Source organism: Streptomyces sp. NPDC048389 (assembly GCF_040706335.1).
Taxonomy (GTDB): Bacteria; Actinomycetota; Actinomycetes; order Streptomycetales; family Streptomycetaceae; genus Streptomyces.
Genome location: NZ_JBEZKP010000004.1, coordinates 87,723 through 112,521 on the forward strand (window position 1 = coordinate 87,723; position 24,799 = coordinate 112,521).

23 protein-coding genes are annotated in these 24,799 nt (G+C 69.5%); all 23 read right to left on the bottom strand.

What is annotated here, in order from left to right:
• Positions 1-202: 202 nt before the first annotated feature.
• Positions 203-649, bottom strand: a complete 447-nt coding sequence (locus tag AB0903_RS04670) for a DUF2550 domain-containing protein (protein WP_366698970.1) — start codon at positions 647-649, stop codon at positions 203-205.
• Positions 650-782: 133 nt separating this feature from the next.
• The gene (locus tag AB0903_RS04675; RefSeq protein WP_366698972.1) at positions 783-1,157 is read right to left on the bottom strand and encodes a F0F1 ATP synthase subunit epsilon; all 375 of its coding nucleotides are present in this window, start codon (positions 1,155-1,157) and stop codon (positions 783-785) included.
• A gap of 195 nt (positions 1,158-1,352) precedes the next feature.
• A complete protein-coding gene (gene atpD / locus AB0903_RS04680) occupies positions 1,353-2,795 on the bottom strand; it encodes a F0F1 ATP synthase subunit beta (RefSeq protein ID WP_366698974.1) in 1,443 nt (480 codons plus the stop codon).
• Entirely contained in the window at positions 2,795-3,712 is a 918-nt protein-coding gene (locus tag AB0903_RS04685; RefSeq protein ID WP_366698976.1) for a F0F1 ATP synthase subunit gamma, read from the bottom strand. The genes atpD and AB0903_RS04685 overlap by 1 nt, the downstream gene beginning before the upstream one ends.
• Positions 3,713-3,733: 21 nt before the next feature.
• Entirely contained in the window at positions 3,734-5,326 is a 1,593-nt protein-coding gene (atpA, locus tag AB0903_RS04690; RefSeq protein ID WP_366698978.1) for a F0F1 ATP synthase subunit alpha, read from the bottom strand.
• A 135-nt stretch (positions 5,327-5,461) separates the two neighbouring features.
• Positions 5,462-6,277 (bottom strand): F0F1 ATP synthase subunit delta, encoded by an 816-nt coding sequence (locus tag AB0903_RS04695; protein WP_366698980.1) that lies wholly within the window; start codon positions 6,275-6,277, stop codon positions 5,462-5,464.
• Complete coding sequence (locus AB0903_RS04700; RefSeq protein ID WP_366698982.1) at positions 6,274-6,819, bottom strand: F0F1 ATP synthase subunit B; 546 nt, start codon at positions 6,817-6,819, stop codon at positions 6,274-6,276. Before AB0903_RS04700 ends, AB0903_RS04695 begins: the two co-directional genes overlap by 4 nt.
• Positions 6,820-6,860: 41 nt before the next feature.
• On the bottom strand, positions 6,861-7,091 hold the full coding sequence (atpE, locus tag AB0903_RS04705) for an ATP synthase F0 subunit C (protein WP_007447723.1): 231 nt from the start codon (positions 7,089-7,091) through the stop codon (positions 6,861-6,863).
• An 85-nt stretch (positions 7,092-7,176) separates the two neighbouring features.
• On the bottom strand, positions 7,177-8,007 hold the full coding sequence (atpB, locus tag AB0903_RS04710; RefSeq protein ID WP_366698984.1) for a F0F1 ATP synthase subunit A: 831 nt from the start codon (positions 8,005-8,007) through the stop codon (positions 7,177-7,179).
• 197 nt (positions 8,008-8,204) lie between these two features.
• Positions 8,205-8,648, bottom strand: a complete 444-nt coding sequence (locus tag AB0903_RS04715) for a hypothetical protein (RefSeq protein ID WP_366698986.1) — start codon at positions 8,646-8,648, stop codon at positions 8,205-8,207.
• A 336-nt stretch (positions 8,649-8,984) separates the two neighbouring features.
• A complete protein-coding gene (locus tag AB0903_RS04720; RefSeq protein WP_366698988.1) occupies positions 8,985-10,316 on the bottom strand; it encodes an MraY family glycosyltransferase in 1,332 nt (443 codons plus the stop codon).
• 117 nt (positions 10,317-10,433) lie between these two features.
• Positions 10,434-11,696, bottom strand: coding sequence for a serine hydroxymethyltransferase (gene glyA / locus AB0903_RS04725; RefSeq protein WP_366698990.1), 1,263 nt, complete (start codon positions 11,694-11,696; stop codon positions 10,434-10,436).
• Between the two features lie 136 nt (positions 11,697-11,832).
• Positions 11,833-12,492, bottom strand: a complete 660-nt coding sequence (locus AB0903_RS04730) for a protein-tyrosine-phosphatase (RefSeq protein WP_366698992.1) — start codon at positions 12,490-12,492, stop codon at positions 11,833-11,835.
• Positions 12,489-13,136, bottom strand: a complete 648-nt coding sequence (locus AB0903_RS04735; RefSeq protein WP_366698994.1) for an L-threonylcarbamoyladenylate synthase — start codon at positions 13,134-13,136, stop codon at positions 12,489-12,491. The genes AB0903_RS04730 and AB0903_RS04735 overlap by 4 nt, the downstream gene beginning before the upstream one ends.
• A gap of 40 nt (positions 13,137-13,176) precedes the next feature.
• Positions 13,177-14,022: a peptide chain release factor N(5)-glutamine methyltransferase gene (prmC, locus tag AB0903_RS04740; protein WP_366698996.1), complete on the bottom strand. Its 846-nt coding sequence runs from the start codon at positions 14,020-14,022 to the stop codon at positions 13,177-13,179.
• A 53-nt stretch (positions 14,023-14,075) separates the two neighbouring features.
• Entirely contained in the window at positions 14,076-15,155 is a 1,080-nt protein-coding gene (gene prfA, locus AB0903_RS04745) for a peptide chain release factor 1 (protein ID WP_366698998.1), read from the bottom strand.
• Between the two features lie 135 nt (positions 15,156-15,290).
• Positions 15,291-15,515 (bottom strand): 50S ribosomal protein L31, encoded by a 225-nt coding sequence (gene rpmE / locus AB0903_RS04750; RefSeq protein WP_366699000.1) that lies wholly within the window; start codon positions 15,513-15,515, stop codon positions 15,291-15,293.
• Positions 15,516-15,702: 187 nt separating this feature from the next.
• Positions 15,703-16,902: an LCP family protein gene (locus AB0903_RS04755; protein ID WP_366699002.1), complete on the bottom strand. Its 1,200-nt coding sequence runs from the start codon at positions 16,900-16,902 to the stop codon at positions 15,703-15,705.
• A gap of 302 nt (positions 16,903-17,204) precedes the next feature.
• Complete coding sequence (gene rho, locus AB0903_RS04760) at positions 17,205-19,289, bottom strand: transcription termination factor Rho (protein ID WP_366699004.1); 2,085 nt, start codon at positions 19,287-19,289, stop codon at positions 17,205-17,207.
• 398 nt (positions 19,290-19,687) lie between these two features.
• A complete protein-coding gene (gene thrB, locus AB0903_RS04765; RefSeq protein WP_366699006.1) occupies positions 19,688-20,605 on the bottom strand; it encodes a homoserine kinase in 918 nt (305 codons plus the stop codon).
• Between the two features lie 302 nt (positions 20,606-20,907).
• Positions 20,908-21,978, bottom strand: coding sequence for a threonine synthase (gene thrC / locus AB0903_RS04770; RefSeq protein WP_366699008.1), 1,071 nt, complete (start codon positions 21,976-21,978; stop codon positions 20,908-20,910).
• Between the two features lie 7 nt (positions 21,979-21,985).
• Positions 21,986-23,287, bottom strand: a complete 1,302-nt coding sequence (locus AB0903_RS04775; protein ID WP_366699010.1) for a homoserine dehydrogenase — start codon at positions 23,285-23,287, stop codon at positions 21,986-21,988.
• Between the two features lie 97 nt (positions 23,288-23,384).
• A complete protein-coding gene (gene lysA, locus AB0903_RS04780; protein ID WP_366699012.1) occupies positions 23,385-24,785 on the bottom strand; it encodes a diaminopimelate decarboxylase in 1,401 nt (466 codons plus the stop codon).
• Positions 24,786-24,799 lie beyond the last annotated feature (14 nt).

A 24,799-nucleotide genomic window follows, 5' to 3' on the forward strand; every position in this document is an offset into this window, starting at 1 on the left:
GGGCGACGCCACCGGTCGGTCCTTCGCGGAGCCGAAGGCCGGGACGATGCGCTCCGTCCCGGGACGGCCCGCAGACCCGGCGATGCCACCCGGACCGGTGGGCGATGACACCCAACCCGGGACGGCCCGCAGACCAAGCAGTGCCACCCGTCCCGGGACGGCCCGCAGACCCGGCGATGCCACCCGATCCGGTGCCGCGACGTCACGCCACGTTGACCCGCTGGCCGGGCGGCGCCGCCTCCAGCCAGGCGAGGAATCCGGTCAGTGCGTCCTCGCTCATCGCCAGCTCCAGGCGCGTCCCGCGGTGCAGGCAGGCGAGGACGACCGCGTCGGAGAGCAGCGCCAGCTCCTCCTCGCCCTCGGGCGTGCGGCGCGCCAGCACCTCGATCGCGGAGCGCTCCAGGACCCGCCGGGGCCGGGGAGCGTACGAGAAGATCCGGAACCACTCGACCCGGTCCCCGTTGTAGCGCGCGACGCCGTACACCCAGCCCTTGCCCGAGGCGTCCTGCCCGTCCCGGATGTTCCAGCGGAGGCTGCAGTCGAAGGTGCCGCCGGACCGTTGGATCAGTCTCCTGCGCAGTCCGAAGACGAACAGACCGACCACCACCAGGGCGACAACGCAACCGCTCACAAGCAGAGCGAGGAACATCTCCACCGACCTCCTCGCATCGCCTAGTAACCGAATATCACGTGCACCCGCATCGCCTCAGCCGCGGCACGGCCCGGAGGAGATCCGGGCCGGCCGCGGCTGAGGGACAAACCTATCCGCGGAGTCGGCGCGACTAGCGCACCGCCACCGCACGCAGACGGACGTCGGCACGCCGCTCGGCGGCGGCGTCCGTGTCCGACTTGGCGCGCTCCAGCGCACGCTCGGCGCGCTGGACATCGATCTCGTCCGCCAGCTCGGCGATCTCCGCCAGCAGCGACAGCTTGTTGTCCGCGAAGGAGAGGAATCCGCCGTGCACCGCGGCGACGACGGTTCCACCCTCACTCGTACGAATGGTCACCGGGCCCGACTCCAGCACACCGAGCAGCGGCTGGTGACCGGGCATGACGCCGATGTCGCCGGACGTGGTGCGCGCGACGACCAGGGTGGCCTCGCCGGACCAGACACTGCGGTCCGCGGCGACCAGCTCGACGTGCAGCTCAGCAGCCAAGGTTGGCTCCTCGGGTCACCACCCGGCGGTCATGCCGGGTGTTGGGTCATAAGTCTAGTAGGGCTCGGGACACCGAAGCGTCCCGGCCCGCCCCCGGCACAGGGCCGGGTTCGGGGGATCGGTCCCCCGGGGGTGCAGCGAGAGGCGTACTGAAGGGGGCGGGACGTGCCCGCCCCCTTCAGCGAGTCAGGAGACTCAGGAGACGCCGAGTTCCTTGGCGTTGGCCTTGAGGTCCTCGATGCCACCGCACATGAAGAACGCCTGCTCGGGGAAGTGGTCGTACTCACCGTCGCAGATCGCGTTGAACGCGGCGATCGACTCGTCGAGCGGCACGTCCGAGCCGTCCACGCCGGTGAACTGCTTGGCGACGTGGGTGTTCTGGGACAGGAAGCGCTCCACGCGACGGGCACGGTGGACGACCAGCTTGTCCTCCTCGCCCAGCTCGTCGATACCGAGAATCGCGATGATGTCCTGGAGGTCCTTGTACTTCTGCAGGATCCCCTTGACGCGCGTGGCGGCGTCGTAGTGCTCCTGCGTGATGTAGCGCGGGTCCAGGATGCGGGACGTGGAGTCCAGCGGGTCCACGGCCGGGTAGATGCCCTTCTCGGAGATCGGACGGGAGAGAACCGTCGTCGCGTCGAGGTGGGCGAAGGTGGTGGCCGGGGCCGGGTCGGTCAGGTCGTCCGCGGGGACGTAGATCGCCTGCATCGAGGTGATCGAGTGACCACGCGTCGAGGTGATGCGCTCCTGCAGCAGACCCATCTCGTCCGCCAGGTTCGGCTGGTAACCCACCGCGGACGGCATACGGCCGAGCAGCGTGGACACCTCGGAGCCGGCCTGGGTGTACCGGAAGATGTTGTCGATGAAGAAGAGCACGTCCTGCTTCTGAACATCGCGGAAGTACTCCGCCATGGTCAGACCGGCCAGGGCGACACGCAGACGGGTGCCCGGGGGCTCGTCCATCTGTCCGAAGACCAGAGCGGTCTTGTCGATGACGCCGGACTCCGACATCTCCTCGATGAGGTCGTTGCCCTCACGGGTACGCTCACCGACGCCCGCGAACACCGACACACCGTCGTGGTTGTTGGCGACGCGGTAGATCATCTCCTGGATCAGCACGGTCTTGCCGACACCGGCACCACCGAACAGACCGATCTTTCCACCCTTGACGTACGGGGTGAGAAGGTCGATGACCTTGACGCCGGTCTCGAACATCTCGGTCTTGGACTCGAGCTGGTCGAAGTTCGGCGCCTTGCGGTGGATGGCCCACCGCTCACCGATGTTCGCGTTCTCCTCGGGAACGTTCAGCACCTCACCGAGGGTGTTGAACACCTTGCCCTTGGTGAAGTCACCGACGGGAACGGTGATGCCGTTGCCCGTGTCGGTCACCGGGGCCTGGCGGACCAGACCGTCGGTGGGCTGCATCGAGATCGCGCGGACCAGGCCGCCACCCAGGTGCTGGGCGACCTCGAGGGTCAGCGTCTTGAGCGCGCCCTCCAGAGCCGGGTCGGCGACCTGGACGGTCAGCGCGTTGTAGATCTCCGGCATCGCGTCGACGGGGAACTCCACGTCGACGACCGGGCCGATGACCCGGGCGACGCGGCCCGTGGCAGCGGCCGTCTCAACTGTCGTCGTCATTACTTGTCACTCCCCGCGGTCGCGTCGGCCAGGGCGCTGGCTCCACCGACGATCTCGCTGATTTCCTGGGTGATTTCGGCCTGGCGGGCCGCGTTGGCAAGCCGGGAGAGGCTCTTGATGAGCTCTCCGGCGTTGTCGGTCGCCGACTTCATCGCGCGGCGGGTGGCGGCGTGCTTGGAGGCAGCCGCCTGGAGCAGCGCGTTGTAGATCCGGCTCTCGACGTAGCGCGGCAGGAGGGCGTCGAGGACGTCCTCGGCCGACGGCTCGAAGTCGAACAACGGAAGGATCTCGTCCTTCGTCGCCGTCTCCTCCTTCGCCTGCTCGAGGCTGAGGGGCAGCAGCCGGTTCTGCACCGGTGTCTGCGTCAGCATCGAGACGAACTCGGTGAAGACGATGTGGAGCTCGTCCACACCACCCTCGGCCGTGTCCTTCTCGATCGCCGCGATCAGCGGGGCCGCGACCATCTTGGCGTCCGCGTACGTCGGGTTGTCGGTGAAGCCCGTCCACGACTCCGTGACCTTGCGCTCACGGAAGCCGTAGTACGACACGCCCTTGCGGCCGACGATGTAGGCGTCGACCTCCTTGCCCTCGCCGTGGAGCCGCTCGGTGAGCTGCTCCGCCGCCTTGAGGGCGTTGGCGGAATAGCCGCCGGCCAGACCGCGGTCGCTCGTGATGAGCAGGATCGCGGCCCGGGTCGGGTTCTCCGCCTCGGTGGTGAGGGCGTGGTTCGTCGTCGACCCCGTCGCCACCGCGGTCACCGCACGGGTGAGTTCGGTCGCGTACGGCGTGGATGCCGCCACCTGGCGCTGCGCCTTGACGATGCGCGAGGCGGCGATCATCTCCATCGCCTTGGTGATCTTCTTGGTCGCGGTGACGGATTTGATGCGACGCTTGTAGACCCGGAGCTGGGCTCCCATGAGTCAGGTCCCTTCCGTCGTCTACTTGGCGGTGCTGACCGGAGCGTCCTCGCCCAGAAGCTTGCCGTCCGAGGTCTCGAACTGCTTCTTGAACGCGGCGATGGCGTCAGCGACGGACTGGAGGGTGTCGTCCGACATCTTGCCGCCCTCGGCGATGCTGGTCAGAAGCTCCTTGCGCTCACGGCGCAGGTGCTCCAGCAGCTCGGCCTCGAAGCGACGGATGTCGACGACCGGGACGTCGTCCATCTTGCCGGTGGTACCGGCCCAGACGGAGACGACCTGCTCCTCGACGGGCATCGGCTGGTACTGGCCCTGCTTCAGCAGCTCGACCATGCGCTTGCCGCGCTCCATCTGAGCCTTGGAGGCAGCGTCCAGGTCGGAACCGAAGGCGGCGAACGCCTCCAGCTCGCGGTACTGGGCGAGGTCCACGCGCAGTCGGCCGGAGACCTGCTTCATGGCCTTGTGCTGGGCGGAACCACCCACTCGGGAGACCGAGATACCGACGTTCAGGGCCGGGCGCTGACCGGCGTTGAACAGGTCGGACTCCAGGAAGCACTGGCCGTCGGTGATGGAGATGACGTTGGTCGGAATGAACGCCGACACGTCGTTCGCCTTGGTCTCGACGATCGGCAGACCCGTCATCGAACCGGCGCCCATGTCGTCGGAGAGCTTGGCGCAGCGCTCCAGCAGACGCGAGTGCAGGTAGAAGACGTCGCCCGGGTACGCCTCGCGGCCCGGCGGGCGGCGCAGCAGCAGGGACACGGCGCGGTAGGCGTCGGCCTGCTTCGAGAGGTCGTCGAAGATGATGAGGACGTGCTTGCCGTCGTACATCCAGTGCTGGCCGATGGCCGAGCCGGTGTACGGGGCGAGGTACTTGAAGCCGGCCGGGTCGGACGCCGGGGCGGCGACGATCGTCGTGTACTCGAGCGCGCCGGCCTCTTCCAGGGCGCCGCGCACGGACGCGATGGTCGAGCCCTTCTGGCCGATGGCGACGTAGATGCAGCGGACCTGCTTCTTCGGGTCGCCGGAGCGCCAGTTGTCACGCTGGTTGATGATCGTGTCGACGGCCAGGGCGGTCTTGCCGGTCTGGCGGTCGCCGATGACCAGCTGCCGCTGGCCGCGGCCGATCGGCACCATGGCGTCGACGGCCTTGTAGCCGGTCTGCATCGGCTCGTGCACGGACTTACGGGCCATGACGCCCGGGGCCTGCAGCTCGAGGGCGCGGCGGCCGTCGGTCGCGATCTCGCCGAGGCCGTCGATCGGGTTGCCGAGCGGGTCGACGACACGGCCGAGGTAGCCCTCGCCGACGCCGACCGAGAGGACCTCACCGGTGCGGGTGACCGGCTGACCCTCCTCAATACCGTTGAACTCGCCGAGGACGATCGCGCCGATCTCGCGCTCCTCGAGGTTGAGGGCGAGACCGAGGGTGCCGTCCTCGAACTTCAGCAGCTCGTTCGCCATGGCCGAGGGAAGACCCTCGACCTTCGCGATGCCGTCGCCGGCCACGCTGACCGTGCCGACCTCCTCGCGCGAGGCCGCGTCCGGCTGGTACGACTGGACAAAGTTCTCCAGCGCGTCCCGGATCTCCTCCGGCCGGATCGTGAGCTCCGCCATCTGGGTTCCCTGCTCTCCTTGTTGGGCCCGAAGTTTCTTTGGGGGTCTGGGGGCCGACCCCCAGGAATCTTCTGCAATCTCTGCACGGCCCAACCGGGCCGCTGGTCTTGCTGTTCTTTTGGTGCGCTGCGCGCGTCAGCCGGCGATCCGGCGGGCCGCCTCGTCGAGACGCTCCGCGACGGTGCCGTTGATGATCTCGTCACCGACCCGCACCGAGATCCCGCCGAGGACCGCGGGGTCCACTTCGAGATTGAGGTGCATGTCACGGCCGTACATCCGCGCCAGACCCGCTCCGAGACGCTGCTTCTGCGCCTCGGTGAGCGGCACCGCCGAGGTGACGACGGCGACCATCCGGTCCCGCCGCGCTGCGGCGAGCTTGGACAGGGAGTCGAGTCCCGACTCCAGGCTACGTCCCCGCGGGTGTGTGACGAGACGGACGATCAGACGCTCGGTGACCGGGTCGGCCTTGCCGCCGAGCAGGCTGCGCAGCAGCTCGCCCTTGGCGGCCGCCGTGGCCGACCGGTTGGTCAGTGCCGACCGCAGCTCGGTGCTGGACGAGAGGATCCGGCCGAAGCGGAACAGCTCGTCCTCGACGTTGTCGAGCGCACCGGTCTTCTGCGCGGCGATGAGGTCTGCGGTGTTCGCGAGCTCCTCGAGCGAGTCGACCAGGTCGCGCGACTGCGACCAACGGGACCGGACCATGCCCTTGAGCAGGTCGGCGGTCTCGCCGCCGACCTGACCGGCGAAGATGCGTCCGGCCAGCTCGGCCTTGGCCTCGGCGGCCTGCGCCGGGTCCGTGAGGACCCGACGCAGGGACACCTCACGGCCGAGCAGCGCGGTGACGGCGGCCAGCTCGCCGGCGAGCTTCGCCGCGTCGACCGAGGTGTTGTCGGTCAGCGCGTCGAGCGACTCGTGCGCGCCGGCCAGCGCCTCGCGGCTGGCTCCGTTCATCGGGTGGCCTCGGCCTTCGAAGCGCCGTCCTCGATCGAGTCGAGGAAGCGGTCGATGGTACGGCTCTGGCGGGCGTGGTCCTCGAGGGACTCGCCGACCAGCTTGCCGGCCAGGTCGGTGGCGAGCTTGCCCACATCCTGACGCAGCGCCGCGGCCGCGGCCTTGCGGTCGGCCTCGATCTGAGCGTGACCGGCAGCGATGATCTCCTCACGCTGCCGCTGGCCTTCCGCCTTCATCTCCTGGATGATCGCGGTGCCCTGCTCGGTGGCCTCTTGGCGGAGGCGCGCCGCCTCGTGGCGGGCCTCGGCGAGCTGAGCCTTGTACTGCTCGAGCACGCTCTCGGCTTCGATCTTGGCCGACTCGGCCTTCTCCATGCCGCCCTCGATGGCCTCGCGGCGCTCTTCCAGGACCGTGTTGATGGTCGGGAGGAGCTTCTTGGCGAAGACGAAGAAGACGATGCCGAACGCGATCAGGCCGATGAGGATCTCGGGCCAGACCGGGAGCAGCGGTGACTGCGGCTCCTCAGCTGCCAGATGCAACATGGTAGACCTTTCGTCTTAAAGGAACTGTCAGGTCGCCCGGCTTACTTCGGGTAGATGAAGGGCGCGACGAAGCCGATCAGGGCCAGGGCCTCGATGACCGCGAAGCCGAGCAGCATGTTCTGACGGATGAGGCCGGCGGCCTCGGGCTGACGGGCGATGGCCTGCACGCCGTTACCGAAGATGATGCCGATGCCGACGCCGGGGCCGATCGCGGCAAGGCCGTAGCCGATGGTGCCGATGTTGCCCGTGACAGCGGCGAGAGTCTCAGACATTGATCTGTGGTTCCTTCTCTTGGTTGGACCGGTGGAGATTGCATCCACCGGACGTCTGATTACCCGGGGAGTGGGTCCGGGGGTCTCAGTGCGCCTCTTCGAGCGCCTGGGACAGGTAGGTGGCGGTCAGCACGGTGAAGACGTACGCCTGCAGCGCCTGGATGAAGAGCTCGAAGACCGTCAGGACCACGGTGAGCGCGAACGAACCGACGGCGTAGAGCGAGCCGAGCACGGTGCCGAGCATGTACCAGGTGGCGATCGTGAAGACCAGGATGAGGATGTGGCCTGCGAACATGTTCGCGAAGAGCCGGACCGCCAGCGTGAAGGGCCTCACGAAGACGTTCGAGATGAACTCGAGCGGCGTCAGGATGATGTAGATCGGCTTGGGCAGACCGCCCGGCACGCACAGGTTGCGGATGCCGCCGACGAATCCGTTGTTGCGGAAGGTCACCGACATGTAGGTGACCCACACCAGCAGCGCCAGGCCGATCGGGTAGGCGATGATCGAGCTGACCGGGAACTGCGCCAGCGGGATCAGCGCCCAGAGGTTCAGCATCCAGACGAAGAAGAAGAGCGACACCAGCAGCGGGACGAAGGGCTCGCCCTTCTTGCCGATCACCTCGCGGGCGATGCCGCGGTGCACGAAGTCGTACAGCGCTTCGGCCACCATCTGCAGCTTGCCGGGCACGACCTTCGGCTTGGAGAAGCCGGCCCAGAAGAACGCCAGAATGGCGATGGTACCGATGATCGCCAGCAGCATCGGCTTGTTGAACTCGACAGGACCGATGCTGAAGATCGGGTCGAAGATGAACGACCACGCGCTCGGGGCTGGGAAACCGCACTCCTGGAACAGGTGGCAGTCAACCTCGAAAGCGAGCGTCTGGGCGTCAGCAGTCACCAGGAGCTCCTTCTGCATGGCGCATGGATACGGCAACCTCGTTGAGTCTGAGCGGCGGGGCAGCCGCAGAACGGCACCGGTCTGGTCTTACAGGGTGGCGGCGGACAGGCGCAGAGCCTCGCGATGGAGCAGGCGTCGGCTCTGGTGCCCGCGCCCGCGGTGCCGCAGTCGGGATCGGACGATAGCAGCCCGTCGAACGAGGCTTTATACCGGTCCTACTTCTCACGCGGCGCTCCCGCTTCCGGGGTCCCGGGGTCGCCTTCCGCGGCAGGGTCGACGTACAGAGTCTTCGACTTCATGTGCGCACGAGCCTGTGCCACCACCCATACCAGCACTGCGGCGATCATGGTGATCGCGAAGGTCTGGAGATCGAACAGAGTGGTGTTTCGGAACAGCATGAGGAACCCGAGCAGGAATAGCAGCTGAGTGGTATAGACCACCAGTGCCATCCCCAGGAAGAGATGCGGCATCTTCTTGCCGACGTACTGCAGTGCGACAATCCCGAGCCCCATGAACAAGAGCACCAGAAGCGTCCCGACGACGGCCCCGAGCGCACCCTTGCCACCGACGACCACGCCGCTGACGACGGCTGCGACAGCGCCGGCGGCAGCGGTGGGGACGGCGGCCTGGACGAGAGTCCGGACGTCGTTGGACGGCATGGCGGGCTCCGCTTGCTTTCGTGGGGGCAGTGGCCTCGTCAAGGACGAGCGCAGTCCCGGTCCGAGCTGGTCCTCGGGGCCAACGAACCGTCGCACTACGGTCCTTCGGCGCTGTCTCCGGGTCTCGTGAACGGTATCACAAACTATTTGATGAGGTCTTTACCCAGTGGTGTGCCAACGCTCACACATGAGAGTGAACGCGCCCGTGTGTGCACGACAACCAAGCTTTTTGCGTGGTAATGGGCCACTCTGTCCCACTGCGTCAGCCCTCCGTGAAAGAGACGCCTCCATGGGAGTACGCGGGAGCACACGGGAGACAAGCGCGCCGACCCCGGATCAGCGGCGGGAGCCCGCGCGGTCCCGCTCCGGGAGGCCGGCGCGCGCTCCGACCGCCGTCGCGCCGTTGACACCGCTGACGCCCACCCCGACCGGCACGCGCGGCTCGTCGGTGTCCGACGCCGCCGGGCCCGGCTGCCCTGCCGCGGCCGTCTGCCGGGCCCGGCGACGGCGGCGGTAGCGGGGCGGTACGAAGCTCTCCGCCCAGCCGGGGGCGCGGGGGGTGAAGCGTGGGAGGAGCAGGAGGACGAGGCCGACCGCGCTCAGTCCGACGACGACGAGCACGATCCAGATCACCGAGTGCACCGAGTACGCGACCACGCCGAAAGCGATCAGCGCCGACCAGAAGTACATGATCAGCACGGCCCGGCTGTGGGAGTGGCCGATCTCCAGGAGCCGGTGGTGCAGATGGCCGCGGTCCGCGGCGAACGGGGACTGGCCCTTCCAGGTGCGGCGGACGATCGCCAGCAGCAGGTCGGCGACGGGGATGGCGATGATCGTGAGCGGCAGCAGCAGCGGGATGAAGACCGGCAGCGCCGCGTGCGTGGCCTCGCGGGCACCGCCTTCGTAGAGCCGCAGGGCGTCCATGTCGACCTGGCCGGTCACCGAGATCGCCGCGGCGGCGAGCACCAGGCCGATCAGCATCGAGCCCGAGTCGCCCATGAAGATCCGCGCGGGATGCATGTTGTGGGGCAGGAAGCCCAGGCACATGCCCATCAGGATCGCGGTGAACAGACTGGCGGGAGCGGCGGCCTCGATGCCGTAACTGACCCAGATCCGGTACGCGTAGATGAAGAACGCCGCCGCGGCGATGCACACCATGCCCGCCGCGAGACCGTCCAGGCCGTCCACGAAGTTGACCGCGTTGATGGTGATGACGACCAGGGCGACCGTGAGCAGGGTCCCCTGCCAGCTGGTCAGCGAGACGGTGCCCACGCCGGGCACCGGGATCCACAGGATCGTCAGGCCCTGGACGACCATGACGCCCGCGGCGATCATCTGGCCGCCCAGCTTGATCAGGGCGTCGATCTCGAACTTGTCGTCCAGGACGCCGATGATCCAGATCAGGGCGGCGCCGGAGAGCAGGGCCCGCGGCTCGTTCGACAGCTCGAAGACGCTGTTCAGGTTCTCCAGATGGTCGGCGACCAGCAGTCCGGCGCACAGGCCGAAGAACATCGCGATCCCGCCGAGCCTCGGCGTCGGTTCACGGTGCACGTCGCGAGCGCGGATCTCGGGCATCGCACCGGAGGCGATGGCGAACTTCCTCACCGGCCCGGTGAGGAGATACGTCACCGCGGCCGTGACACATAGCGTCAGCAGGTAATCACGCACGGGCTGCCCCACAGGAATCGCTGGCCATCTCAGCCCCACACCTTAGCTGTGGTGGCCACATGCTTGAGGACATGCGGCGGCCGACGATGGTTGCACGGCTACGGCACGGCAATGCGGCTACCCGCGAAACGGCGGATGTCCCGCGACGAGTTCCTGCACCTTCACGCGGACGTCGCGCGCCGCGGACTCGTCCCGCAGCGCCGCCGCGAACAGGGCCGCGATCCGGCCCATCTCCGGGCGGCCCATGCCCTGCGTGGTGACCGCGGCGGTACCGAGCCGGATGCCGCGGCCGTCGCCGTACGGGAGCGCACAGGTGTCGACGACGATGCCCGCCGCGGCCAGCCGGCCCCGGGCCGCCCTGCCCTCGACGCCCAGCTGTGCCGGGTCCGCGCCGATGATGTGGGTGTCCGTGCCGCCCGTCAGCACCGTGAAATTCTCGGCGGCGAGCGCCGCCGCCAGCTCCCGCGCGTTGGCCACCACCTGGTGCGCGTACGCGGTGAACGCCGGGGTCGCCGCCTCGCCGAAGGCGACGGCCTTCGCGGCGATGGTGTGCATCTGGGCGCCGCCCTGCGTGAACGGGAACACCGCCCTGTCGATCCGCTCCGCCAGGTCCGCACCGCACAGGATCATCCCGCCGCGCGGACCGCGCAGCACCTTGTGCGTGGTGGCGCACACCACGTCCGCGTACGGGACCGGACTGGGCGCGGCGCCGCCGGCGACCAGGCCGATCGGGTGCGCGGCGTCGGCGATCAGATACGCGCCGACCTCGTCCGCGATGTCGCGGAACTGCTCGTAGTCCAGGTGGCGGGGGTACGAGATCGACCCGCACACGATCGCCTTCGGCCGGTGACGGCGGGCCAGCAGCCGCACCTGGTCGTAGTCGATCAGTCCTGATTCGGCGTCGACGCCGTAGGCGACGAAATCGAACCAGCGGCCGGAGAAGTTCGCGGGCGAACCGTGCGTGAGGTGACCGCCGTACGGGAGCCCCATGGCGAGCACGGTGTCGCCGGGGCGCAGCAGGGCGGCGTAGGCCGCGAGGACGGCGGAGGAGCCGGAGTGGGGCTGCACGTTCGCGTGGTCCGAGCCGAAGAGCGCGATGGCACGCTCGATCGCGATGCGCTCGGCGGCATCGACGAGCTCGCAGCCGCCGTGGTGACGGGCACCGGGATAGCCCTCCGCGTACTTGTTGGCGAGCGGCGAGCCGAGGGCGGCGAGGACCGCGGGGGAGGTGAAGTTCTCCGCGGCGATGAGCTGGAGCGTGGTGGACTGGCGCTGTGTCTCGCCGATGAGGATGTCGGCGATCCGGGGATCCTGACGGCGCAGGCCGTCGAGCGGAGTGGGAGCGGCGCGGTTCGCGGGCGTTTCACGTGTGACGGACATGACGGCTCCGGGTCCTCGGGCCTGTGCGGCGACTCCACTGTAGGACCGGGCGGCGCGGGGCGCGCGGTGTACGCGCGGACGGGGCCGCGCCGAGGGTGCGTGCGCGTGTACGTGGCGCCCGCGGTGCGCCGGGACGTCAGGAGCGGGTCGGGACGCCCGTCAGGGCCGTGACGACCGGGTCCAGCGCCTGGTGGATCTCGTCGCCGATCGAGCGGAAGAACGTGATCGGCGCCCCGTACGGGTCGAAGACCTCGTCCGCGTCGGGGCTGGGCGCCAGCAGCCACCCGCGTAGAGCCGCCGCCGCCCGCACCAGCGCACGCGCGCGTTCGACCACGCCGTCCTCCCGGGGGTCGGGGAGGGTCGCCGGGTCTATGGCGCGCACCAGGCGAGTGAACTCCTTGAGCGTGAAGGTCCGCAGGCCCGCCGAGTGACCCATGGAGATGACCTGCGCGCGGTGGTCGCGGGTCGCCGTGAGGACCAGGTCCGCGCGGATGACGTGCTCGTCGAGGAGCTCACGCCCCACGAACCCGGTCGCGTCCGCGCCGAAGTCTGCGAGGACGACCTCGGCGTTGGCCTCCATCGGGGCGCCCTCGTGGCCCCAGGTGCCGGCGCTCTCCACGATCAGGCCGCCCGTGAGGGGATCGCCGAGGCGGTCGCTCAGGGCATGGCGGGTCAGCCGCTCGGTGATCGGCGAGCGGCAGACGTTGCCGGTGCTGACGTGGAGGATGCGGAAGGTCGACGCCGTACTGCCTGTACTGCCGGGTTCCGCTATGCCACGCCCCTGCGGGGCGGTCAATTGGCCACCTCGAGGTCCGGTACCACCTTGCGCAGCTCGTCCGCGGAGAGGGCTCCCTCCCGCAGCAGCACCGGGATCTTGCCCGTGACGTCGACGATCGACGACGGCACGATGCCGGGGGTGGGGCCGCCGTCGAGGTAGACGGAGACGGAGTCGCCGAGCATCTCCTGCGCGGCGTCGCAGTCCTCGGGTGAGGGGTGTCCCGTCAGGTTGGCGCTGGAGACGGCCATCGGGCCGACCTCGGTGAGGAGTTCGATGGCGACGGGGTGGAGCGGCATCCGGATCGCGACGGTGCCCCGGGTGTCGCCGAGGTCCCACTGCAGCGACGGCTGGTGCTTGGCGACCAGGGTCAGCGCGCCGGGCCAGAAGGCGTCGACGAGTTCCCACGCCTGCTCGGAGAAGTCGGTGACGAGCCCGTGCAGGGTGTTCGGGGAGCCGATGAGGACGGGCGTGGGCATGTTGCGGCCGCGCCCCTTGGCGTCGAGCAGGTCGGCGACGGCCTCGGCGGTGAAGGCGTCGGCACCGATCCCGTACACCGTGTCGGTGGGCAGCACGACGAGCTCGCCGCGGCGGACGGCCGACGCGGCCTCGCGCAGGCCGGTGGTGCGATCCGTCGCATCGTTGCAGTCGTATCGCCGAGCCATCAGCGGGCCTCCTCGTACACGTGCTTCGTCAGGTGCTTGGTCATGGCATGGCCTTGCGGGCGGTGGCGAACCGCGGCCGCTTGTTCAGGTCCGGGTGGTCGGCCGCGTCGGCCCAGCCGGATTCCTCGTTGAAGATCCACGGGACCTGGCCGCCCTGGGTGTCGGCGTGTTCGATGACGACGAGACCGCCGGGCCTCAGCAGCCGGTGCGCGGTGCGTTCGATGCCGCGGATGGTGTCCAGGCCGTCCTCGCCGGAGAACAGGGCCATCTGTGGATCGTGGTCGCGTGCCTCGGGTGCGACGTACTCCCACTCGGTGAGTGGGATGTACGGCGGGTTGGAGATGACCAGGTCCACCTGGCCGTCCAGCTCGGGCAGCGCCGTGAGTGCGTCGCCCTGGTGGACGGCGACCCTGGACCCCTCGGCGTTCTTCCGGGTCCACTGCAGGGCGTCCTCCGACAGCTCCACGGCGTGCACGCGCGAGCGCGGCACCTCCTGGGCCATGGCGAGCGCGATGGCGCCGGAGCCGGAGCACAGGTCGACGATGAGCGGCTCGACGACGTCCATGGCGCGTACGGCCTCTATCGCCCAGCCCACCACCGACTCGGTCTCGGGGCGGGGGACGAAGACTCCCGGGCCGACCTGCAGCTCCAGGTAGCGGAAGAAGGCACGGCCGGTGATGTGCTGGAGCGGTTCGCGGGCCTCGCGGCGGGCGACGGCCTCCCAGTAGCGGGCGTCGAAGTCCGTGTCCTTGACGTTGTGGAGTTCTCCGCGCTTCACGCCGTGCACGAACGCGGCGAGCTCCTCCGCGTCGAAACGCGGAGACGGCACGCCGGCGTCGGCCAGCCGCTGGGTGGCCTGGGCCACCTCGGCAAGCAGCAGGTTCACGCGCCCACCCTTCCTGTGACGCTCGTGCGGACCGTCGGCGAAACCGGCGCGCTCTACTGCGCGGCCGCGAGTTTGGCGGCGGAGTCCGCGTCGACACACGCCTGGATCACCGCATCCAGGTCCCCGTCGAGCACCTGGTCCAAGTTGTACGCCTTGAAGCCGACCCGGTGGTCCGAGATCCGGTTTTCCGCGAAGTTGTACGTCCGGATCTTCTCCGACCGGTCGACCGTACGCACCTGGCTGCGACGGGCGTCCGCGGCCTTGGACTCGGCCTCCTCCTGGGCCGCGGCGAGCAGCCTGGAGCGCAGGATACGCATGGCCTGCTCCTTGTTCTGGAGCTGGCTCTTCTCGTTCTGGCAGGAGGCGACGATACCGGTCGGCAGGTGCGTGATGCGGACCGCGGAGTCGGTGGTGTTGACGGACTGGCCGCCGGGACCGGACGAGCGGTAGACGTCCACGCGCAGGTCGTTGGCGTGGATCTCGACGTCGATCTCCTCTGCCTCCGGCGTGACGAGCACCCCGGCCGCCGAGGTGTGGATACGGCCCTGGGACTCGGTGGCGGGCACCCGCTGCACGCGGTGCACCCCGCCCTCGTACTTCAGCCGCGCCCAGACGCCCTGTCCGGGCTCGGTCGCCCCCTGGCCGCCCTTGGTCTTGACCGCGACCTGGACGTCCTTGTAGCCGCCGAGCTCGGACTCGGTCGCGTCGATGATCTCGGTCTTCCAGCCGACGCGCTCCGCGTAGCGCAGATACATCCGCAGCAGGTCACCGGCGAACAGGGCGGACTCGTCGCCGCCCGCACCCGCCTTGACCTCGAGGATGACGTCCTTGTCGTCGCTGGGGTCGCGCGGGACGAGCAGCAGCCGCAGCTTCTCGGTGAGCTGTTCGCGCTCCTTCTCCAGCTCCTTCACCTCGGCGACGAAGTCCGGGTCGTCCTGGGCGTATTCGCGCGCCGTGGCGATGTCTTCGCCGGTCTGCTTCCAGGAGCGGTACGTGCCGACGATCGGGGTCAGCTCGGCGTAGCGCTTGTTGAGCTTGCGCGCGTTCCCCTGGTCGGCGTGGACCGAAGGGTCGGCGAGCTTGTTCTCCAGATCGGCGTGCTCGCCGACCAGTTCCTCGACCGCCTCGAACATCGGGGGCTCCTGGTTTCGTACGCGAAGGATGGCTGCGGTGACTGCGCGGGGGCCTGCGGGGGTGTGCGCAGAACGGACAAAGCGCCGGTCTCGGCCACCCGGGAAAGGGCGGCCAAAGACCGGCGCAGCGGCTCGCTACTTCGTGGCGGAGCCGGCAGCCTTGCCGAAGCGGGCCTCGAAGCGGGCCACACGGCCACCGGTGTCGAGGATCTTCTGCTTGCCCGTGTAGAACGGGTGGCACTCGGAGCAGACCTCGGCACGGACGCTGCCGCTCTCGATCGTGCTACGGGTGGTGAACGACGCGCCGCAGGTGCAGCTGACCTGGGTCTCGACGTACTCGGGGTGGATGTCGCGCTTCAAGGTGTCTCCTAGTTTCGGGAGGGCACCGGGTCGCACGGGCGGAATGCTCGTACGTGAACCGGGGCCGACGTACCAGTCTGCCAGGACCGGCCGTATCTCCCAAAACCGGGGTCGGGGCGGAAGTATTCCTGACGGCCGGAGCGGGTATTACGGGGGCTCCCCGCGCCGCCGGGCAGCCCGGCAGCTCCTACGGCTCCCCCGTGCCCTGCGAGCCCTGCCCTGCGCCCTGGCCCTGGCCCGCACCGCCGCCGACGGCCTCGACGACGGCCGCCGCGTCACCCTTGTCCCCCGCCGAGTCCGTGACCGCGGACGCCGGAATCGGCCTGTCCTGCTTGAGTGCGCTCCACACCTGGCGGGCGCCGGCCTCCACGGGGACGACCCGGTTGGGATCGGCCGGGTCGTACCGCACCGGCAGGGTGATCATGTGGACGTCCTCGGCGCCGAGGGAGCCGAGCCCCCTGGCGAAGCCCATCAGCTCACTCACCGAGTCGAGCTCGGAGTCGGGTGTGATCGCCTTCGTGGCCGCGTCGGAGAGGTCGAGGAGCTTCTTGGGGTTGCCGAAGACCCCGACGTCCTTGACCTGCTCGATGAACGCCTTCATGAACGCCTGCTGGAGCCCGATGCGCCCGAGGTCACTGCCGTCGCCGACACTCTTGCGGGTGCGGACGAGGCCGAGCGCCTGCTCGCCGTCCAGCTTGTGGGTGCCGGCGGGCAGGGTGAGCCGGCTCTTGCTGTCGTCGATCGGCCGGGTCGTGGTGATCTCGACGCCGCCGAGCGCGTCGACGAGTTCCGTGAAGCCGGTGAAGTCGACCTCGATGTAGTGGTCCATGCGGATGCCCGACATCGCCTCGACGGTCTTCACCGCGCAGGCGGGACCGCCGACCTCGTACGCGGTGTTGAACATGGCCCGCCGCTCACCGGGAACAACGGAGCCGTCACGGTCCGTGCACGCGGGACGCTCGACCAGCGTGTCGCGCGGTACGGAGACCACGGCGGCCGTCTTGTGGCCCCGGTACACGTGGACGACCATCGCGGTGTCGGAGCGGGCGGCGCCCTCGTCGTCGCCGTACTCGGAGTTCGCGCCGGCCCTCGAGTCGGAGCCGAGGACGAGGATGTCCATCGAGCCGTCGTCGATGTTCTTCGGCCGGTCCTCGCCGAGAGCCTGGTTGATGTCGACACCCTGAAGGTTCCCGTTGAGCTTGAACGAGAGCAGACCGAGGCCGGAGCCGCCGACGACCACCAGGGCGGCCGCGATCCAGGCGACGAACACCCATGTCCGGTGCGCCTTCGCGGGCTGCCTGCGGCGCTCGCCGCGGCGTGGTGGTCCCCCCGCGCGCCCTGGGCGCAGGGGGAGTATTCGGCCGCCGTCGCTGCTCTGCTCGGTCATGCTCTCCTCGGCTCTCGGTACTTCCGGGTACCCGCACTCGTGGTGATCAGGCGCGGTTCGCCGGTGCCGTCCGGACGTCGAAGCGGTGCTTGTTCAGACGTCGGGGCGGCGAGAAGCGTTGCACGGCCGGATGAGAAGTCCTTGAGAACGCGTCGGGCCCACCGCGCGATGCACGGTGGGCCCGACGGACGGCTCCCCGGCTCCGGATCCCGCGCCGACCAGCGTTTTCAGCCGGTGGAGGCGGCGGCTCCAGGAGCCTGCGCCGGGCCTTTTCGAGGCCCGGCGCCAGTGGCGAAGCTCTCTCAGTCGTTGCCGTTGCCGGCCGACGGAGTCGTCTTCTGGATCTGCAGCAGGAACTCGCCGTTCGACTTCGTCTGCTTCATCTTGTCGAGCAGCAGCTCGATCGCCTGCTGCTGGTCCAGTGCGTGCAGCACACGGCGCAGCTTCCAGGTGACGGCGAGCTCGTCGCTGCCGAGCAGGATCTCTTCCTTGCGGGTGCCGGACGCGTCGACGTCCACCGCCGGGAAGATGCGCTTGTCGGCGAGCTTCCGGTCGAGCTTGAGCTCCATGTTGCCGGTGCCCTTGAACTCCTCGAAGATCACCTCGTCCATGCGCGAACCGGTGTCGACCAGCGCGGTGGCCAGGATGGTCAGCGAGCCGCCGTCCTCGATGTTGCGCGCGGCACCGAAGAAGCGCTTCGGCGGGTAGAGCGCGGTCGAGTCGACACCACCGGACAGGATGCGGCCGGAGGCCGGAGCCGCCAGGTTGTACGCACGGCCCAGGCGGGTGATCGAGTCCAGCAGGACGACCACGTCGTGGCCCAGCTCCACGAGACGCTTGGCGCGCTCGATGGCCAGCTCGGCGACGGTGGTGTGGTCCTCTGCGGGACGGTCGAAGGTCGAGGAGATGACCTCGCCCTTCACCGACCGCTGCATGTCGGTGACCTCTTCCGGACGCTCGTCGACGAGGACGACCATCAGGTGGCACTCGGGGTTGTTGTGGGTGATCGCGTTGGCGACCGCCTGCATGATCATGGTCTTGCCGGTCTTCGGCGGGGCCACGATCAGACCTCGCTGGCCCTTGCCGATCGGCGACACGAGGTCGATGATCCGGGTCGTCAGCACGCCCGGGTCGGTCTCGAGGCGCAGCCGGTCCTGCGGGTACAGCGGGGTCAGCTTGTTGAACTCCGGGCGGCCGCGCCCGGATTCGGGCGCCATGCCGTTCTGGGAGTCCAGGCGAACCAGCGCGTTGAACTTCTCGCGGCGCTCGCCTTCCTTCGGCTGGCGCACGGCACCGGTGACGTGGTCACCCTTGCGCAGGCCGTTCTTCCGCACCTGCGCGAGGGAGACGTACACGTCGTTCGGGCCGGGCAGGTAGCCGGAGGTCCGGATGAACGCGTAGTTGTCGAGGATGTCCAGGATGCCCGCGACGGGGATCAGGACGTCGTCGTCGGTGACCTGCGGCTCGCCGGCCTGGAAGTCGTCACGGCCGCGGCGGCCACGTCGGTCGCGGTAGCGGCCGCGGCGGCCGCGGCGGCCACCGCCGTCCTCGTCGAAGTCGTCCTGCGGCCCGGTGGTCTGCTGGCCGCCCTGGCGCTGCTGGCGCTGGCCGCCGCCCTGCTGCTGGTCGTCGCCCTTGGACCGGCGGTCGCGCTGGCGCTCGCGGCGGTCGCCACGCTCACCGCGCTCACCGCGCTCACCACGGTCCCCGCGCTGACCGCGGTCACGGCGCCCCTCGGCGGTGTCGGCGGCGGTCTCGGCCTTGGACTCGGGCTGCGCCTCGGTCCTGGCGTCGGTCTTCACGTCCGCCTTGACGTCGGTCTTGACGTCGACAGCGGTGTCGCCACGCGCCTCGGTCCGGGTGTCCGGGCTGCCCGCCTGCGCGGTGGCGCGACGACGGCGGCGCTCACCGGCCGGCTGGTCGTCTCCCCCGGAGCCTGCGGCCTGGGAGATGCCCCCGGCCGGCTGTCCCGGAATGTCGATCTGCTGCTGCGCGACGGCCTTGTCGGACTTGCCGGCCTTCTCGGCGGGCTGCGCCTTCTCGGCGGCCGGAGCGGCGGCTTCGTCACCCGTACGGGCCTTGGAGGTGGCGCGGCGCTTCGGCTTGGCCGCGGCGTCGGTGCCCTCCTCGGCGCTTTTCGCCGGGGAGGTCCCTGCGGCCTGCGCCTCCTTGATGACCTCGATCAGCTGGCTCTTGCGCATACGCGCGGTGCCCCTGATGCCGAGGCCGGACGCGACCTGCTGCAGCTCGGCCAGGACCATGCCGTCGAGGCCGGTGCCGGAGCGGCGGCGCCGTGAGGTGGTGCCGGAGGCAGCACCTTCGGCGGGCGCGGCGTTGTCGACGTTGTTGTCGGCACCCACGCCCATCAGATCGGTGGTGTCGCTCACGAAGGGTCCTTCCCTGGAGCGGACGTCGGCCTTCTGGCTCGGCGACCGGTTGTGCTGTCCGGCTGTGGTCCTGAATGTGGACCGTGCCGGAGCGGTGGTCCCGCCGGGAAATTGACGGCGGAGAGATACATGCAGACGTGCAAGGCCCGGCTCGAGGTCCCCCTGCTCGGCCCACTCCTGGAAAAGCGAGGGGTGTCGTGCCGGTTCCGGAGCGTGCTCGAAACTGCTCAGGCAGGCTGCTCAGGCAGTTTGGGAGGCTCCCGGAAGAATGGTGGTCCCGATGGGGGACACAAAGCACCGCGTCGCGTAGACGACGGCTGCTGACTTGAGGTTAACACTACCGGCTCCAACAAACATTCCCCCTCTCTCTCACCGGCAATCGTGGCGATGGTGTGTCCTTAGGGCGCGAGCGGCAGAACGCTCGCACCCGCGGCGTCGAAGGCAAGCCGGTTGGCCGCCCAGCCCTCTCCCGCCAGCCGTGCGACCTTGTCGGCCGCACTGTCCTCGGCCAGCGCGAGCACCGTGGGGCCCGCGCCGGAGATGACCGCGGGGATCCCGTCGCCGCGCAGTCGGTGCACCAGATCGACGCTCTGCGGCATCGCCGGGGCCCGGTACTCCTGGTGGAGACGGTCCTCCGTGGCGGGCAGCAGCAGTTCAGGACGCCTGGTCAGAGCCTCGACGAGGAGGGCGGCCCGGCCGGCGTTGGCGGCGGCGTCGACATGCGGGACGGTGCGCGGCAGCAGTCCGCGGGCCGTCTCCGTGAGCACCGGGTTGCTGGGGACGAAAACCACCGGAACGACGGAATCGGCGGGATCCATCCTGATCGCGCGCGCCGCTCCCGATTCGGACCAGGCGAGGGTGAAACCGCCGAGGAGGCAGGCCGCGACGTTGTCGGGGTGCCCCTCGATCTCCGTGGCGAGTTCGAGCAACGCCGCGTCGTCGAGCTTCGCGTCGCCGCCTATCGTCACGGCGCGGGCGGCGACGATACCGGCGCAGATCGCGGCGGAGGAGGAGCCGAGGCCGCGGCCGTGCGGGATGCGGTTGGCGCAGACGACCTCGAGGCCGCGCGGCTGACCGCCGAGCAGGTCGAAGGCCGTGCGCAGCGCCCGTACGAGCAGATGGTTCTCGTCTCGCGGCAGGGTCGACGCGCCCTCACCGGCGATGTCGATGTGCAGACCGGAGTCCGCGACCCGGACGACCACGTCGTCGTACAGACCGAGCGACAGCCCGAGGGCATCGAAGCCCGGACCGAGGTTGGCGCTGGTTGCGGGGACGCGCACCCGGACGGCGGCGGCGCGGAACGCTGGACCGGCCATCGCTCGACGACTCTCCTTGGTTCTGAACTGCGGGATGTGCTGGCGGGATGTAACTGCGGGATGTGCAAGATGGGTTCGAGAGGCAGGAATACCCGTGGGCCTCGGCGGCGGAAACACCGCGACGGCAACGACACCGCGCATATGCGGCGGGCCGGGTTCGGGTACAGCCTATCGAAGGAAAGTTCACCTGCGACATAGGGCGCACAGGAGGCGCACGATGCGTGTCGCGAGCCTCCTGTGCCCCTGCGTGTGGTGTTGTCCGGGTTGCGTACTTCCCGGTGGCCGACCGGCCGGCAGGGCCGTTACGCCAGGCCGAGGCGCTCGGCCGCCGCTGCCGCGTCGACGGGGACGGTGACCGGCTGGGGCGCTCCGGCGACCGCCCAGTCGGGGTCCTTGAGGCCGTTGCCCGTGACCGTGCACACGATCTTCTGGCCCGGGTCGACCTTGCCCTGCTCGACCGCCTTCAGCAGACCGGCCACGGACGCGGCCGAGGCGGGTTCGACGAAGACGCCCTCCTGGGACGCCAACAGGCGGTACGCGCGCAGGATCTCACGGTCCGTCACCTCATCGATGAAGCCACCCGACTCCTCGCGCGCGGCCAGCGCCTGCGTCCAGGACGCCGGGTTGCCGATCCGGATCGCGGTCGCGATCGTCGACGGGTCCTTGACGACCTCGCCGCGCACGATCGGCGCGGAGCCGGACGCCTGGAAACCCCACATACGGGGGGTGTGGCCGGCCATCTTGTCCGCCGCGTACTCCTTGTACCCCTTCCAGTACGCCGTGATGTTGCCGGCGTTGCCGACGGGCAGTACATGGATGTCGGGGGCGTCGCCGAGCGCGTCGACGATCTCGAAGGACGCGGTCTTCTGGCCCTCGATTCGATACGGGTTCACCGAATTGACCAGCGCCACCGGGTAGTTCTCCGAGAGGCCGCGGGCCAGGTTGAGGCAGTCGTCGAAGTTTCCGTCGACCTGGAGGATCTTGGAGCCGTAGACCAGCGCCTGGCCCATCTTGCCGAGCGCGATCTTGCCCTGCGGCACGAGGACCGCGCAGACCATCCCGGCGCGCACCGCGTACGCGGCGGCAGAGGCGGACGTGTTGCCGGTGGAGGCGCAGATGACGGCCTGCGCGCCTTCCTCCTTGGCCTTGGTGATGGCCATCGTCATACCGCGGTCCTTGAAGGACCCGGTGGGGTTGGCGCCCTCTACCTTGAGGTGCACGTCGCAGCCCGTGCGCTCGGAGAGGACCTGCGCCGGGACGAGCGGCGTCCCACCCTCGCGGAGCGTGACGACCGGCGTCGTGTCCGTGACCGGGAGACGGTCCCGGTACTCCTCGATGATGCCGCGCCACTGGTGGGTGCCGTTGGTGGTCATGGGTCCCTTACTCCCCTTCAACACGCATGATGCTGGCGACACCGCGCACGGTGTCGAGCTTGCGCAGCGCCTCGACGGTCCCGGAGAGGGCGGCGTCGGGCGCGCGGTGGGTGACGACGACGAGTGATGCCTCGCCGCCTCCGTCGTGGCGGCCTTGCTGTCGCACGGTGTCGATGGATACGCCGTGCTCGGCGAAGACCGTCGCGACCTGGGCGAGAACGCCCGGCTTGTCGGCCACGTCGAGGCTGATGTGGTACCGCGTCACCACGTCGCCCATGGGGCTGACGGGCAACTGCGTGTACGCGGACTCGCCGGGCCCCGTTGCCTCTGCGAGCTTGTTGCGGCACACGGCGACGAGGTCGCCGAGGACGGCCGAAGCGGTCGGCGAGCCACCGGCACCGGGGCCGTAGAACATCAGCCGGCCTGCGGCCTCGGCCTCGACGAAGACCGCATTGTACGCCTCGCGGACGGAGGCGAGGGGGTGGCTGAGCGGGATCATCGCGGGGTGCACGCGGGCCGTGACCGACTGCCCGTCCGCCGCCCGCTCGCAGATGGCGAGCAGCTTGACGGTGCAGCCCATGCGCCGCGCGGACGCCATGTCGGCGGCGGTGACCTCGGTCAGGCCCTCGCGGTGGACGTCGTCGAGCCGTACGCGGGTGTGGAAGGCGATCCCGGCGAGGATGGCGGCCTTGGCGGCGGCGTCGAAGCCCTCGACGTCGGCGGTCGGGTCGGCCTCGGCGTAACCGAGGGCGGTGGCCTCGTCCAGGGCCTCCGAGTATCCGGCGCCCGAGCTGTCCATCCTGTCGAGGATGAAGTTGGTCGTGCCGTTGACGATGCCGAGAACGCGGTTGACCTTGTCACCGGCGAGGGACTCGCGCAGCGGCCTGATCAGCGGGATCGCACCGGCGACGGCGGCCTCGAAGTACAGGTCGCGGCCGTGCTGCTCGGCCGCGGCGTAAAGAGTCGCCCCGTCCTCCGCGAGCAGCGCCTTGTTGGCGGAGACGACGGACGCGCCGTGCTCGAACGCGGTGGTGATGAGGGTCCGGGCCGGCTCGATACCGCCGATGACCTCGATGGCGACGTCGATGTCGCCGCGTTTCACGAGCGCCGTGGCATCCGTGGTGATCAGCGCCGGGTCGATGCCCTCGCGCACCTTGGAGGGGCGGCGCACGGCCACCCCGGCGAGCTCCACCGGGGCGCCGATCCGTGCGGCGAGGTCGTCGGCGTGCGTCGTCATGATGCGCGCCACCTCTGAGCCGACCACTCCACAGCCCAGCAGCGCCACCTTCAGCGGACGCGTACGCATCATCCGACCTCGCTTCTCATCACTTCTACGATGGGGACCAGTCTCACTTACCGGACGAGAGTTTCTATACCTCGTCCGCGATACGAGACATCTATCTCAGCTATCCGACATCGAGGCACAGGAGATCCTCCTCCGTCTCACGCCGGACGATCACCCGCGCCTCACCGTTCGCGACGGCGACGACAGGCGGGCGAAGTGCGTGGTTGTAGTTGCTGGCCATGGACCGGCAGTACGCGCCGGTGGCTGGCACGGCGATCAGATCGCCGGGCCCGAGGTCGGCCGGCAGGAACGCGTCCTTGACCACGATGTCGCCACTCTCACAGTGCTTGCCGACGACCCGGCTGAGCATGGGGGCGGCTTCGGAGGTCCTGGACACCAGGGTGACGCTGTACTCGGCGTCGTACAGCGCGGTGCGGATGTTGTCCGACATGCCGCCGTCGACACTCACGTACGTCCGCAGCCCCTCGAGCGGCTTGACCGTGCCCACCTCGTAGAGCGTGAACGCGGTCGGCCCGACGATGGCACGGCCCGGCTCGACGGAGATCCGGGGAGTACGCAGGGCGGCCGCCTCGCACTCGCGGGTCACGATCTCGGTGAGCGCCTTGGCGATCTCGTGCGGCTCGCGCGGGTCGTCCTCCGACGTGTAGGCGATGCCCAGGCCCCCGCCGAGGTCGATCTCGGGCAGCTCGACACCGTGCTCGTCCCGGACCTCGGCCAGCAGCTGCACGACTCGGCGGGCCGAGACCTCGAAACCTGCCATGTCGAAGATCTGCGAGCCGATGTGCGAGTGGATACCGATGAGCTCAAGACCGTCGAGCCGCAGCGCGCGCCGCACGGCCTCCGCCGCCTGCCCGCCGGCCAGCGCGATGCCGAACTTCTGATCCTCGTGGGCGGTGGCGATGAACTCGTGGGTGTGCGCCTCGACTCCGACGGTGACCCGGAGCTGGACCTTCTGCCGCCGGCCCAGCTCCTCCGCGATGTGCGCGACGCGGACGATCTCCTGGAACGAGTCGAGCACGATACGCCCGACGCCGGCCTCGACCGCGCGGCGGATCTCCTCCACCGACTTGTTGTTGCCGTGGAAGGCGATGCGCTCTGCGGGCATCCCGGCGTCCAGGGCGGTGGTCAGCTCGCCGCCCGAGCAGACGTCGAGGTTGAGCCCCTCCTCCTTCAGCCACCGGACGATCGCACGGGAGAGGAACGCCTTCCCCGCGTAGAACACGTCCGCGTCCTTGCCGAAGGCGTCGGCCCAGGCGCGGCAGCGGGCACGGAAGTCGGCCTCGTCGAGGAAGTACGCCGGAGTGCCGAACTCCTCCGCCAGCCTGGTCACTTCGATCCCGCCGACGGTGACGACACCGTCCGTGTTGCGGCTGACGGTGTCGGACCACACCTTGGGGTCGAGGGCGTTGAGGTCGGTCGGCAGAGCTGTCTTCACGGCGGAGCGGCCCTCTGGCAGGACGTCGGCGTGACGGGGGCCGGCGGGGTGTGCGGATCGGCTCATCGGAATCTGATCTC